Source organism: Acidobacteriota bacterium (genome assembly GCA_016196065.1).
Taxonomy (GTDB): Bacteria; Acidobacteriota; Terriglobia; order Terriglobales; family Acidobacteriaceae; genus Acidiflorens.
This window is the reverse complement of sequence record JACPYL010000010.1, coordinates 965,686-978,054: the sequence shown is the minus strand read 5'-3', so window position 1 is coordinate 978,054 and position 12,369 is coordinate 965,686. Positions and strand designations below refer to the sequence as shown.

The window sequence follows — 12,369 nt, the reverse complement described above, 5'->3', positions numbered from 1 at the left end:
CCTCTTTGAATGCTGCTTTAGCCGCTGAGGCCGCGACCTTCGCTCGGGAATGACTTTTGCCGCAGCCTGCTAGGGAGCGATCGGCTTCGCATCGACATCGGTGCCGCTTCGCCGAAATCCAAAGCGCAAATTCCATTGGCTGGCGACCGCCTGACCCTGGACCTGTGCAGGAGAGAACTTCCATTCCCGCGCCGCTTCTAATGCCAGTCGCGCGAAATACTGGCTTGGACCCGGCGAAACGAGCTTCGCTTCGGTCACTTTCCCAGAAGGATCCACATCCACTCGCACCGCCACCTTGATCCTGCCTTCGATCGTGCGCCGGGCGCTTGGAGACACGCGCGGCATGACGCGCTCTAATACCGTTCCCTTGCCCGCCGCACTCGTGACCGGCTTATCGGCGCTTCCGTGCGAAGTGGATTTCTTGGAACCGACCACCGCACTGGGCTTATTTTCTGCTGGAGGCGATTGAGTTTCAGGAAGAGCTGCACTAGCCGGCGTTGCCCGCTGAGAATCACCTTCTACTGGCGACGCAGGAAGCGACGAACTGCTGTGCCGGTTGCCGACCAGCACGACCAACGCGATCACTGCACTCACCGCCACCGCCGCAATCAATGCCGAGGCGTAACTTCGTTTAGGGGGCTTTGTCTTCCCGTTGTTCTCGGCCGCAGTTCGCTGCGATCGTGATCCCGCGGCAGCGGGCTTCGAGGGAGCATCGGCCAACCGAGCAGTGATCTCCGCTACCGTCCAACGCTGTTGAGGATCGACTTGCAGGCAGTGTCTTGCAGTTTCCGCAAAGGGCGCGGGCGTATTTTCCGGCAACGACGGAGCTGCCGGTTCTGCGGGATGCCACAGCGGACGTTGCTGCGTCAATGTCTGCACGATCGTGATCGCGAGCGACCAGACGTCCGATGCCGGCGTCAATCTTCCGCTCGACGACTCAGGCGGATCGTATCCTCCCCAGCCGTCCGGCGAAACGACCCGTTCTCCCGAAGGGCGCAACGTGTCGGCGGACACTTTTACCTGGTCTCCCGCCGCAAGAATGTTGGATGGCCGCAATCGCCCATGCACCATCCCTTTGCCATGCAGATAGGCCAGCGCATCGAGGACGGATGGGAGCATCTGGCGCTCTTCCCCGGCTGTTAGAGCGCGCTCCGGAAGAATCTGTGAAAGATCTTCTTCCGCCGCTTCCATGACGACGTAGAGGAGCAAGGTGCTCTCAATCTCGCAACGTCCAAATTCAAAAACACGAACCAGGTTGGGATGGTTCAACTGCGCCGCCTGCTGCCAGCGCTTCAGTTGATTCTCCGCGCTACTCGGGTCTGCCAGGATTAACTTGATGGCTGCTTTCTGCGGATCACCCGTTTTTCGTCCGGTGAGAAACACGGCGCTATGGCGAGAGCCTCCCAGGTACCGCAAAAGGGGAAACTCCCCGTTCACGACCTGCCCTTCCCACTGTTTCCAAGTCTCACTCATGGACGTTTATTTCACGGTATTGCTTATCCGACCGCTTATTGTAAGCCCGTTCTGTTCGACAATCGACGTCTTCACGAGCAGGCTGCCCTTCTGATGTTTACAATATCGGCATGGCTCCTTCAATTCCCCCTGAGATTAGTGGCCAACGCTACATCAGCCTGGCAACCTTCCGCAAGAACGGAACTCCCGTCTACACCCCGGTCTGGTTCGGCGAAGAGGATGGACGTCTCTTCGTAATGACCAGCGGCAAATCGGGAAAAGCAAAACGTCTTCGCAACAATCCTGAGGTAAGAATCGCTGCTTCTACCATGCGCGGGAAGGTCACCGGCCCGGAATTTTCGGCGAGAGTCCGATTCATGCGGGAAGCGGAATTTGCGCGCGCACGAAAATTCATTAACGCGAAATATTTCATGGCCCGAATCCCGTTTCTGTGGCGAAACACGGACACTTATCTGGAGATCACTCCAGGACCTGCATAAAATCGCGGCCAAGTGCTCCACGATACGTTCCTCTGTGACGCGGAACGTTTACGCTGCGTCACAAGGCCTGTTAACATCAATAGTCGTACCGATTTTTCAGTATTTATTCTGTCGCAATCAAACTCTTTTTTCGGAGGCAACATGGCTGTGAAGGTTGGAATTAATGGATTCGGGCGTATCGGCCGCAATGTGCTGCGAACCTCGCTCGCAGACAAGAATCTCGATTTTGTGGCGGTCAACGATCTCACCGATCCAAAGACATTAGCGCACTTGCTGAAGTACGACTCGATCCTTGGGAACCTGCCCCACACCATCACGGCCGGCCCGGACAGCATTTCGATCGACGGAAAGGTCATCAAGGTTTTCAAAGAGAAGGATCCCGCCGCGCTGCCTTGGGAGTCGGTTGGCGCGCAGGTAGTGGTGGAATCGACCGGCCGGTTCACCGATGCCACTGAGGCGAAGAAACATCTGCGCGGATCGGTCAAGAAGGTCATCATTTCGGCACCGGCGAAGAACGAAGATTTCACAGTCGTGCTGGGCGTCAACGAAGAAAAATACGACGCTGGCAAGCATCACATCGTTTCAAATGCGTCCTGCACTACCAACTGCCTGGCGCCCGTCGCCAAGGTGCTTCACGAGCATTTCAAGATCGTCAGCGGGACGATGACCACTATCCACTCCTACACCAATGACCAGGTGATCCTCGACTTCCCGCACAAAGATCTCCGGCGCGCCCGGGCAGCGGCGATCAATATGATCCCGACCTCGACCGGTGCGGCCAAAGCGCTCAAACTGGTGCTTCCGGATCTGGCAGGCAAGTTGGACGGTTTCTCGATGCGCGTACCCACGCCAAACGTCTCCGTCGTCGACCTGGTTGTGTTCGTCGAAAAGAAGACCACCAAGGAAGAAGTCAACGCGGCCTTGAAAGCAGCTTCGGAATCGGGTTCGCTCAAGGGCTATCTCGGCTACGAATCGAACGAACTGGTTTCGTCCGACTTCAAAGGCGATGCCCGTTCTTCCATCGTGGACGCGCCTTCGACCCTCGTGGTCGGCGGCAACTGCCTGAAGGTGATCGCGTGGTACGACAACGAGTGGGGATACTCCTGCCGCGTCCATGACCTGATCAACTACATGGCGGCCAAGGGCCTGTAAGTTAACCGTCGTTCGCTATTTGAGTCGATGGCCGTTCGTCGTTCGTCCTTCGCAGTACGCGTGAGTGTAGCCTTAAGAATTCGAGCATTGGCGCACTCGCAAACGCGACAGGGCGAACGGCGAACAGCGAATAGCGAAGGACGGACATCCAACGACAAACGACCAAGGACGAATCTCCCATGTCCAAACTTTCTATTCGCGATCTGCCTCTCAACGATCACCGCATCTTCATGCGCGTCGACTTCAACGTTCCGCTCGAAGATGGGCGCGTCATGGACGACACCCGCATCCGCGAAACACTGCCTACTATCGAGTACGCGCTGCGTCACGGTGCGCGCCTGATTCTCGCTTCGCACCTCGGACGTCCGAAGGGCAAGCCGAATCCGAAAATGAGTTTGAAGCCGGTCGCCGAACGGCTGCGTATGATGCTCGACCGCGACCTCGCTCGCGGTGAAAATGTCGGATTCTGCCCCGAGTGCGTCGGCCCCGAAGCCGAGGAGATGGCGTTAAAGCTCGAAAAAGGCCAGACCCTTTTACTCGAAAACCTGCGCTTCCACGCCGAAGAAGAAAAGAACGACGAAGCATTCTCGAAGCTGCTGGCAAAATTGGCGGACTTCTACGTAAACGACGCGTTCGGCACCGCGCACCGCGCCCACGCTTCCACGGTTGGGATTACCAAATTCGTCCAGAAATCTGCTGCCGGCCTGCTGATGGAAAAGGAACTGGAGTACATGGGCCGCGCCCTTCAGAATCCCGAGCGGCCATTTGTCGCAATCCTCGGGGGCGCCAAGGTCAGTGACAAGATCGGCGTCATCCAGAACCTGCTCAGCAAAGTGGATTCGCTGATCATCGGTGGAGGCATGGCTTATACCTTCCTGAAAGCACAAGGGGAGCCAGTCGGCAAATCCCTGGTCGAAGAAGACAAGATTGGCCTCGCCGGGGACCTCCTCCAGCAGGCAAAGACGCACAAGCTCAAATTTCTTCTCCCCACCGATCACGTGATCGCCGACCGCGTCGATGCTACTGCGGTTCCGAAAGTTGTGAACGCCGGCGAACCGATCCCCGCCAACATGATGGCGCTGGATATCGGCCCACAAACCATCGAAGCGTTCTCGGAAGAAGTTTCTCGAGCCCGGACGATCGTGTGGAATGGCCCGATGGGAGTATTCGAATTGCCGTCGTTCTCGAAAGGCACTTTCAAAATCGCCCATGCGATTGCCGAGAATCCCGGAGCAATCTCGATTGTGGGTGGCGGAGATTCTGTAGCCGCCGTGAACGCAGCCGGAGTCGCCGACAAGATTACCCACATTTCGACCGGCGGCGGCGCGTCGCTCGAATTCCTGGAAGGCAAGAAGTTGCCAGGCGTCGAAGCGCTGACGGACAAGAAATAGACGGTGGCGAGTCCATTGTCGTGCGCGGTCCGGTGACTGAGAAACGCAGTTTCGTATCAGGGTATCGCTTGAGCGATGCCGCAATTCCGGCGGAGCTAGTTGCCCCTTCCGGGGCTGGTGAGGATTCGCGAGTGGATCAGTATCGCCCAGGTCAACTTCCATCAGAGAACTACATTCTTACTGTGAAGACGGGCGACCCTGGCGAACTGCGATTGCTGCACGGAGATCTCACCAAGTACGGCGCCGACGCCATCGTGAACGCGGCCAATGATCACCTGACTCCTGGTGGAGGCGTTTGCGGCGCGATTTTTAGAGGTGCCGGTCCAGCCATTGCCGACGATTGTCGGCGCATCATTGCGGATCGCGGTTCGATCCCGACAGGGCAAGCCGTAGCCACCAGCGCAGGAGACCTGCCCGCGAAGATCGTCATTCACGCGGTCGGGCCAATCTGGAGCGGGGGCACTCGTGGCGAACCGAAACTTCTCGCCAGCTGTTACCGCGAGAGCATGCGGATTGCAGACGAACTCAAGCTCCACAGCATCGCCTTTCCCGCAATCTCGACTGGGATTTTTGGCTACCCCGTAGAGCAGGCAGCGTGGGTCGCGGTCCCCACCATTCTGCGGACACTCCCGACAACACAGCACCTCGTAATGGTCTCTGTCGTCCTGTATGACAGGGCCACTCTCGATATATTTGCACATACCGCACTCGCACAGCATCATCCCGAATCTGGTAAATCTTACGAAATTGGAATTGGAATCCTTCATGCCTAGAAAAAAACTAATTGCCGCCAACTGGAAGATGTACAAAACCCCTGACCAGGCTCGCGACTTCTTTCGCGACTTTCTGCCTTTGGTCAAAGACCACACTCGCGATGAAATCGTCGTCTGCCCAACGTTCCTCGCGGTCGATGCCGGAATCAACTGCGCCAAGGGCTCGAACATCGCCGTCGGCGCACAGGACTTGTATTGGGAAAAAGAAGGGGCATTCACCGGCGAGGTCAACGCCGCGATGCTCGTTGCCGTGGGCCTGACCCACGTGATCATCGGCCACTCTGAGCGCCGCCAGCATTTTGGCGAGACGGATGATACGGTGAACCTGAAACTCAAGTCCGCGCTCGAAGCCGGACTCACGCCGATTGTCTGCGTCGGTGAAGTGCTCGAAGAACGCGAAGCTGGACTCACCGACGACGTGCTACGCCGCCAGTGCCTGCGCGCTTTCCACGCCATCTCCGCCAAGAAGGCTCACAAACTCGTCGTCGCCTACGAACCCGTATGGGCAATCGGTACCGGCAAGACTGCTACGCCACAGATGGCCGCCGACGCACACGCCATCATTCGCGTTGAAGCCGCCAAAGCGCTCGGCCAGGAACTTGCGGACGGACTACGCATTCTCTACGGCGGATCAGTCAAGCCCGAAAACGCGACCTCATTGATGTCGCAGGAGGAAATTGACGGCGCGCTGGTGGGCGGAGCTTCGCTCGATCCGAAATCGTTTGCGGCAATCGTCAAGTACTAGAAACAGTTTCCGGTTTCTTGTTTCCAGTTTCTTGTTTCGTGCTTGGTGTGCGGAGAGGCTTTCCCTTCCATCGAGCGAGGAACTGGAAACGAGAAACGAGAAACTAGCAACCGGAAACTGGATCCACAAACCTCGCATGTTATCCTGACCCCGAGGAGTCCCATGAAATTCGGTGTCATCATCTTTCCCGGATCGAATTGCGATAACGATGCTCACTGGACTGCCACACATGTCGCCAAGCAAAAGGCAACATTCCTGTGGCACGAGTCGCATGATCTCCAGAATTGCGATGTCATCATTGTTCCCGGCGGTTTCGCGTTTGGAGACTACCTGCGTACGGGAGCGATCGCGAAATTTTCGCCGGTCATGGAATCAGTCCGCAAGTTTGCCGACCGCGGCGGCCTGGTGCTGGGAATCTGCAACGGCTTTCAGATTCTTTGCGAATCTGGACTGCTGCCGGGCGCCCTCATGCGCAATGTTGGACTGAAGTATGTCTGCAAGCCCGTTCATGTGCGGGTTGAAAACAACCAGACACCCTTTACACAGAACTGTCAGAAAGGCGAGGTTCTCACGATCCCGATCGGCCACATGGAGGGTAACTATTTCTGTGACGAAGCGACGCTCGCGGAACTCAAGCGCGACCAGCGCATCGTGTTTCGATACACAAATGAAGCAGGCGAGGTTACCGCCGAAGCGAATCCGAACGGATCGTTGGAAAATATTGCCGGCATTTGCAGCCCTGGACGAAACGTACTCGGCATGATGCCGCACCCGGAACGCGCCGCCGAACCGGAACTGGGCTGTACCGATGGCGTCAGGATTTTTGAGTCGCTGGTCGGCGCGATGGCGGAAAAATAGTTCTCAGTTCCTGGTTCTCAGTTCTCAGCAGAACCAGCATCCAATTTTTGGAAACTACGAGTCGATAATCAGCTCACCGTGTGAAGTGTAGTTTTCTGAGAACCGGGAACTAAGAACTGCTCTAGTAGGCCCACCGCAGCAACGTCGCACCCACGGTGAATCCGGCTCCCACGGATGCCAACAGCACCAGGCTTCCCTTCTTAAGCTTCCCTTCCTCGCGCGCCGTCGCCATCGCCAGCGGGATCGTCCCGGCCGTAGTGTTCCCATAACGGTCGATATTGATGATGACGCTCTCGGGACGCATCTTCAGGCGATCCGCGGTTGCCTGGATGATGCGCTGGTTGGCCTGGTGGGGTATGAAGACGTCGATATCACTGCCTTTCAGATTATTCCGCGTCAGAAGCTGGTCACACAAATCTGACATCTTTCGCACCGCGAATTTGAAAACAGCGCCGCCGTCCTGATGTACGAAGTGCATCTTCTTGTCGATGGTGTCATGGGTTGACGGGTTCAGGCTTCCGCCGCCCGGCATGTAGAGTGACGCCGCACCTGAACCATCCACCTCATGGGCGAAATCAATGATGCCTAGCGAATCGTCGGTGGCAGGTTCCAGAAGAACTGCGCCGGCACCGTCCCCGAAGATCACACAGGTGGCGCGGTCGGTGTAGTCAATGATCGAGGACATGACGTCCGCGCCAATGACTAGAACTTTGTCGTGCGCTCCAGTAGCGATGAACTGCGCTCCGGTTTGCAGCGTGTAGACGAATGCCGAACACGCCGCCGACAGATCGAATCCCCAGACGTTTTTCGCGCCCAGCTTGTTTTGCACCAGGCAGGCCGTGGACGGGAAAAACATGTCGGGAGTGACGGTCGCAACCATAATCGCGTCGAGGTCGGAAGCTGCAATGCCACGTTCCGCCAGGGCTCTCTTGGCCGCTTCCGTGGCCAAATCGCTGGTGGCGACTCCCTTGTCGACGAGGTGGCGTTCCCGAATTCCGGTACGCTCGAGAATCCATTGATCGTTGGTATCGACCATTTTCTCGAGGTCGGCGTTGGTCAAAAGGCGAGGCGGAACGTAGGTTCCGAGGGCGCTGATTTTCGCGCGGCGAAGCTGACTCAATGAGGTCTCCTGGATGATAAGTGAACCGACTATTTTGAACGATGGAGAGAGGAATGTCTATGAAGCAGGTGTTAGGTGTCGGGTCTCAGGTGTTAGGATTCACGTCACCCGGCGTGGATGTCACCAGAACAGCTTGAGAGTTCAATATATAGATTGTCATCCTGAGCGAAGCGAAGGACCTGCTTTCCTCGCTAGCAAAAAACAGCAGGTCCTTCGCTTCGCTCAGGATGGCAATTCATTTCTCGTTCTATTTCCAGCGGTGGAAATGGGTCTTGCGCGCCCCGTGACCTGTCACTCGCGGCCAGTGCTATCCCAATCGCTCCGCCAGCGATCCGAACCACGGCAACTCAAAGCGTTCTCCCTGCCACGCCTTGAGAGACAGAACCGCCCACAGGAAAAACATCCCCAGCGATCCGAGGATTCCCAGCAGCAGGAGAGCGACGGCAGCGGCGATGTTCGAGATCAAGATTCCCGTGATCGAGGCGATAAAAAAAACTCCCCAGAGAAGGATGCTCTGCCATGCGTGGAAGCGGACAAAACGGCTTTTTCGAAATACCGGCAGGAACAACAACACAACCGCAGGCACCAGAGTGAAATAGGCGCTCGCCGAGGCCAACCTTTCTGCGGGCGTAAGCGGCAGCATCGAGCGCGAGCAGTCAGGGCAGAATGCCGCATTCGCAGGTACAGGCGCATCGCAGCGTGGGCACGGTGCTTCGGATTGCGCGGATGTAGGGGAATTAAACGAGGCGCCGGCCATTGCTTTTCTTGCGGCAATCTTCACAGACGCCGTAAATCTGGAAGGTATGTCGAGTCGTTACGTAGCGATGCTTGCGGCCAACCTGCTGTTCGAGCACTCCTACTTCAGGAGAGAAAAATTCCACCGACGCTCCGCACTCGGTGCACACCATGTGGTGATGACTGCGCCGGTTGTATTGATGTTCGTAGCGCGCAATGCCATCGTGAAAGGCCACTTCGCTGGCCAATCCGCAGTCGGCGAGCAGCTTGAGCGTTCGATAGACAGTCGTGAATCCGATGTGCGCATCTTTCTTTTTCACAAGCTGCGCAAGCTCATCGGTAGAAAGATGTTCGCGAGTCTCCAGAAACGTGCGCAGAATCGTGCCGCGCTGCTCGGTCTGCTTCAGGCCGACACGGCGCAGATGGCGCAGAAAGATATCCTCGGCCTCGCGCATGTTCTCTGGCGAGATACTCGGCTGATCGTCAATTCTTTTCTGCAACATGTCGGATTCGAATGCGCCCGCGAAACGTACCGCGGCATGGTTCGAAGTCATAATAAACGGGCGAGCACCAATTGCGCCAATGAAAGCCGCTACGCCCGACCGGGATTCGGGCGATATTTCCAGTTTTCGGCGAGGCTCGCGGTCGAAATCATATCCGCCGGCGCATCGCCAATCGTCCGCAATACAACGTCATGCGTTGGCGCGAGCGAACATACCGGGTCCGTAGCCGCAGCGTCTCCGGTCAGTAAAAGTGCCTGACAACGGCATCCGCCAAAATCTTCGGTACGGCGATCGCAACTGCGGCACGGCTCCTGCATCCAGGACTCTCCACGAAAGCGCTGAAAGGCTGAGGACTCATTCCAGATTGCCTGCAAGGAATTGTCGCGAACGTTTTCGAAAACAATCCCGGGGATCACGCCGGCCGCGTGGCATGGCATCGCCTTCCCCGCAGGATCGATCAGGATCAAGCGTTGTCCCCATCCTCCCATGCATGCCTTGGGAAATTTCGCGAAGTAGTCAGGAATCACGCTGTCGATACGAATCGTTCCCTTCAGCCGCTCTTCCGCCGCTGCGACGACCCGGAGCGCGTTCTCGAGTTGCGCGGCGGTTGGCATCAGGGAGGAGCGGTTTTGCAGCGCCCACCCGTAGTATTGCGTGTGAGCAATCTCGATCCGGCCAGGCCGCAGCGTTTCAATGAAGGCAATTGTTTCTTCAAGGTGATCCAGATTCTGACGATGCACGACCAAGTTCGCAGTGAACGCCACCCGATGCTCGCGGATCCATGCCGCGACTTCAATCTTATGAGCGTGCGACTTGGTACCCGCGATCCAGTCCGCGCGCTCCTGCTCGGAATCCTGAAAGCTCAGTTGAATGTGGTCAAGTCCAGCGTCCACCAAGCGTTTCAGACGGTCTCGTGAAAGCCCTAGACCAGAGGTGATCAGGTTGATGTAGAGTCCGCGCTGATGTGCAGCGGCAACCAGTTCCTCGAGATCGGTACGCGCCAGCGGTTCGCCGCCGGTCAGATGAACATGCAGTACACCCATCTGGGCGGCCTCGGCGAACACGCGCAGCCAGTCTTCGGTTTTCAGTTCCGAACTTGCTGCAGCCAATTCCAGCGGGTTGGAACAGTACACGCAGTGCAGAGGACAGCGGTGGGTGACCTCGGCGATGAGGGCGAGCGGATTCGAGAGCATCAAAAGTCCACGATGCGCTTGTCGTGCATTTGTTCCAGAAACTTGGTGGCATCTTCTCGTATGCGCTTCGGGTCGGCGCCAAAATACTGGCGCTGCAATTCTTCAACCACGTCCACGAAGGTCCGCTGGCCGTCACACAACGCGAGGATCGCGAGGCTGGTGCCGTGCACCTTCATTGCGCCCTCGGGATAGAGGACCAACGGCGCTTCTTCAGTCCCACCCCATTTGCACCCGACGGCAAGAACCGGCTTACTGGTTTCGGCAATCTGCATTATTGTTTCTCAATCCTGAATGCGCCCGGCGGCGGCCATCCCGGCTGCACATAGGCGAAATAGAGCGCGTCGAGCTGAGCCCACAAGATGTCGCACTTGTCGCGCAATGCCTGAATCGCTTTCTCTTGCTCGCTGCGCGTCTTTGCGTGCTCGTAAACATACTGGATGGCAAAAGCCGCGTCTTCGGGGGCTTGCGTCAGCCGAGCCTGGAAATAATCGAGTCCACCCGATAGCCACGGATAATGCAGCCGGAGACGATCCATGCGGAGCGAGATCAGATCACGCGAAAACAGCTCCGTCAGCGACGACGCTACTGCTTCCAATAGCGATCGAGTACGCACGATGTTGAGATATTCATTCACCGCGTATCGCGTCGCCGGCAGAATTCCTTCCTTACTGATGACACGGGCCGGATCCAAGCCGGTGGCTTCCGCCAACTTGATCCAGCGCTGAATGCCGCCGTCTTTTTCCCGGACGCCGGAATTCGCATCGCCGTCGTGATCGACGATGCGCTTGCGCCATGCCCGGCGAAATTCGGAATCGTCGCTGCGCGAGAGGATGATCGCGTCCTTGATCGGAATAATATTTTGATAGTAGTAGCGGTTGAGCGCCCAGGCCTGCAACTGGCCTCGGCTCAGCTTGCCTTCGTGCATCAGAAGATGAAATGGATGCTGGTGGTGATAGCGTTCTTCACCGACCTTGCGCAAGGCCGCGCGCAGTTCATCCATCGAAAGCAGCTTTTCGTCGTCCGCGTTCACAGTGTGAAGTGGCATCCGTCTTCCGCCAGTTCCCATCCCGCCTCGCGGACCGCGCGATATTCCGCGCCCGATTCATTGAGCATGGGATTGGTGTTGTTAATGTGAATATACATTTTCCGCGGCGTATTCAGGTCCGCAAGCCGCTGCAAAGTACCATTCTCTCCACCGACTGGGATGTGTCCCATGTCGGCAGCGCGTTGAGTGGACCCTTGTAACCGGATCAACTCGTCCTCGCTCCAGAACGTTCCGTCGAGCAGGAGGCAATCAAGTTTGGCAAATACGCTCATCAATTCCGGCGTAAGCTCCGCCAGTTGTGGGAAAAACCCAAGCGTGCCGCCCGATGTCGACTTCAGGATGAGTCCTAGAATCGCCTCGTCCGATGCCTGCATGCCGCTCGCATACGCTGGATAGTGCGAAGATACCGCTACGGCCTCGCAACTGATGCCGCCACCTTTCGCAGTGGGCGAGTCCAGCTTGAAACTCTCCTGCGCGCGAATGGGCTGCCACTGCACTTGATTCGGAACGCGGTTCAGCATCCGGAACATGCTGTTGTCGCGCAAAATCCTGATCACAGGCTCGGCAGCGTACACCGGATAAGGCTGGAGTTCCCGCATCAGCAACAATCCAAGAACGTGATCCAGATCGGCGCTGGCCAGTACGACACCGCGAATCGGAGAACTACGCGTGCCGGAACGAGGATGCAGTTCTGGAGTGGATTCGATTTGCGATCGCAGGTCGGGAGACGCACCGAGCAGAAACCATGATTCCCCATCGGCGCTGACCGCGACCTGCGTCTGCGAACGAGGCTTACCCTGGAACTGCCCGCCGCGCACGGCATGGCAATTCGGGCAAGCACAATTCCATTGGGGGAATGCTCCTCCGGCAGCAGAGCCGAGGATTTTGACCTGCATCAATTC

14 protein-coding genes are annotated in these 12,369 nt (G+C 57.3%); 6 read left to right on the top strand and 8 right to left on the bottom strand.

Going from position 1 to position 12,369, the window contains the following annotated elements; translation table 11 throughout:
• Window positions 1–69: 69 nt before the first annotated feature.
• Window positions 70–1,473, bottom strand: a complete 1,404-nt coding sequence (locus tag HY010_07430) for a TonB family protein (protein ID MBI3475548.1) — start codon at window positions 1,471–1,473, stop codon at window positions 70–72.
• Between the two features lie 110 nt (window positions 1,474–1,583).
• Here HY010_07430 and HY010_07425 point away from each other — a divergent pair, with 110 nt between their 5' ends.
• From HY010_07425 to purQ, 6 genes are all read left to right on the top strand, one after another.
• Complete coding sequence (locus HY010_07425) at window positions 1,584–1,952, top strand: PPOX class F420-dependent oxidoreductase (GenBank protein ID MBI3475547.1); 369 nt, start codon at window positions 1,584–1,586, stop codon at window positions 1,950–1,952.
• Window positions 1,953–2,093: 141 nt separating this feature from the next.
• On the top strand, window positions 2,094–3,104 hold the full coding sequence (gap, locus tag HY010_07420) for a type I glyceraldehyde-3-phosphate dehydrogenase (protein MBI3475546.1): 1,011 nt from the start codon (window positions 2,094–2,096) through the stop codon (window positions 3,102–3,104).
• 179 nt (window positions 3,105–3,283) lie between these two features.
• The gene (locus HY010_07415; protein ID MBI3475545.1) at window positions 3,284–4,495 is read left to right on the top strand and encodes a phosphoglycerate kinase; all 1,212 of its coding nucleotides are present in this window, start codon (window positions 3,284–3,286) and stop codon (window positions 4,493–4,495) included.
• Between the two features lie 173 nt (window positions 4,496–4,668).
• Window positions 4,669–5,268, top strand: coding sequence for a macro domain-containing protein (locus HY010_07410; protein ID MBI3475544.1), 600 nt, complete (start codon window positions 4,669–4,671; stop codon window positions 5,266–5,268).
• On the top strand, window positions 5,261–6,013 hold the full coding sequence (locus HY010_07405; protein MBI3475543.1) for a triose-phosphate isomerase: 753 nt from the start codon (window positions 5,261–5,263) through the stop codon (window positions 6,011–6,013). The genes HY010_07410 and HY010_07405 overlap by 8 nt, the downstream gene beginning before the upstream one ends.
• Before the next feature lie 162 nt (window positions 6,014–6,175).
• Window positions 6,176–6,871: a phosphoribosylformylglycinamidine synthase subunit PurQ gene (gene purQ / locus HY010_07400; GenBank protein MBI3475542.1), complete on the top strand. Its 696-nt coding sequence runs from the start codon at window positions 6,176–6,178 to the stop codon at window positions 6,869–6,871.
• 121 nt (window positions 6,872–6,992) lie between these two features.
• Here purQ and HY010_07395 read toward each other — a convergent pair whose 3' ends face one another.
• The 7 genes from HY010_07395 to pqqB form a co-directional block, all read right to left on the bottom strand.
• Window positions 6,993–7,991 (bottom strand): ketoacyl-ACP synthase III, encoded by a 999-nt coding sequence (locus HY010_07395; GenBank protein MBI3475541.1) that lies wholly within the window; start codon window positions 7,989–7,991, stop codon window positions 6,993–6,995.
• Window positions 7,992–8,298: 307 nt separating this feature from the next.
• Window positions 8,299–8,634 carry a hypothetical protein gene (locus HY010_07390; GenBank protein ID MBI3475540.1) on the bottom strand — a complete coding sequence of 112 codons (336 nt, stop codon included), beginning with the start codon at window positions 8,632–8,634 and terminating at the stop codon, window positions 8,299–8,301.
• Between the two features lie 94 nt (window positions 8,635–8,728).
• Window positions 8,729–9,181: a transcriptional repressor gene (locus HY010_07385; GenBank protein MBI3475539.1), complete on the bottom strand. Its 453-nt coding sequence runs from the start codon at window positions 9,179–9,181 to the stop codon at window positions 8,729–8,731.
• A 137-nt stretch (window positions 9,182–9,318) separates the two neighbouring features.
• Window positions 9,319–10,422 carry a pyrroloquinoline quinone biosynthesis protein PqqE gene (pqqE, locus tag HY010_07380; protein MBI3475538.1) on the bottom strand — a complete coding sequence of 368 codons (1,104 nt, stop codon included), beginning with the start codon at window positions 10,420–10,422 and terminating at the stop codon, window positions 9,319–9,321.
• A complete protein-coding gene (gene pqqD / locus HY010_07375; GenBank protein MBI3475537.1) occupies window positions 10,422–10,694 on the bottom strand; it encodes a pyrroloquinoline quinone biosynthesis peptide chaperone PqqD in 273 nt (90 codons plus the stop codon). Before pqqD ends, pqqE begins: the two co-directional genes overlap by 1 nt.
• A complete protein-coding gene (pqqC, locus tag HY010_07370; GenBank protein ID MBI3475536.1) occupies window positions 10,694–11,467 on the bottom strand; it encodes a pyrroloquinoline-quinone synthase PqqC in 774 nt (257 codons plus the stop codon). Before pqqC ends, pqqD begins: the two co-directional genes overlap by 1 nt.
• On the bottom strand, window positions 11,449–12,363 hold the full coding sequence (pqqB, locus tag HY010_07365; GenBank protein ID MBI3475535.1) for a pyrroloquinoline quinone biosynthesis protein PqqB: 915 nt from the start codon (window positions 12,361–12,363) through the stop codon (window positions 11,449–11,451). Before pqqB ends, pqqC begins: the two co-directional genes overlap by 19 nt.
• Between the last annotated feature and the right edge of the window lie 6 nt (window positions 12,364–12,369).

Excerpts from the sequence above, each read along its gene's own strand:
- purQ (MBI3475542.1), top strand. The coding sequence starts at position 6,176 with ATGAAATTCGGTGTCATCATCTTTCCCGGATCGAATTGCGATAACGAT.
- pqqE (MBI3475538.1), bottom strand. The coding sequence starts at position 10,422 with ATGCTCTCGAATCCGCTCGCCCTCATCGCCGAGGTCACCCACCGCTGT.
- HY010_07415 (MBI3475545.1), top strand. The coding sequence starts at position 3,284 with ATGTCCAAACTTTCTATTCGCGATCTGCCTCTCAACGATCACCGCATC.
- pqqC (MBI3475536.1), bottom strand. The coding sequence starts at position 11,467 with ATGCCACTTCACACTGTGAACGCGGACGACGAAAAGCTGCTTTCGATG.
- pqqB (MBI3475535.1), bottom strand. The coding sequence starts at position 12,363 with ATGCAGGTCAAAATCCTCGGCTCTGCTGCCGGAGGAGCATTCCCCCAA.
- HY010_07425 (MBI3475547.1), top strand. The coding sequence starts at position 1,584 with ATGGCTCCTTCAATTCCCCCTGAGATTAGTGGCCAACGCTACATCAGC.
- pqqD (MBI3475537.1), bottom strand. The coding sequence starts at position 10,694 with ATGCAGATTGCCGAAACCAGTAAGCCGGTTCTTGCCGTCGGGTGCAAA.
- gap (MBI3475546.1), top strand. The coding sequence starts at position 2,094 with ATGGCTGTGAAGGTTGGAATTAATGGATTCGGGCGTATCGGCCGCAAT.
- HY010_07385 (MBI3475539.1), bottom strand. The coding sequence starts at position 9,181 with ATGCGCGAGGCCGAGGATATCTTTCTGCGCCATCTGCGCCGTGTCGGC.
- HY010_07405 (MBI3475543.1), top strand. The coding sequence starts at position 5,261 with ATGCCTAGAAAAAAACTAATTGCCGCCAACTGGAAGATGTACAAAACC.
- HY010_07430 (MBI3475548.1), bottom strand. The coding sequence starts at position 1,473 with ATGAGTGAGACTTGGAAACAGTGGGAAGGGCAGGTCGTGAACGGGGAG.
- HY010_07390 (MBI3475540.1), bottom strand. The coding sequence starts at position 8,634 with ATGCTGCCGCTTACGCCCGCAGAAAGGTTGGCCTCGGCGAGCGCCTAT.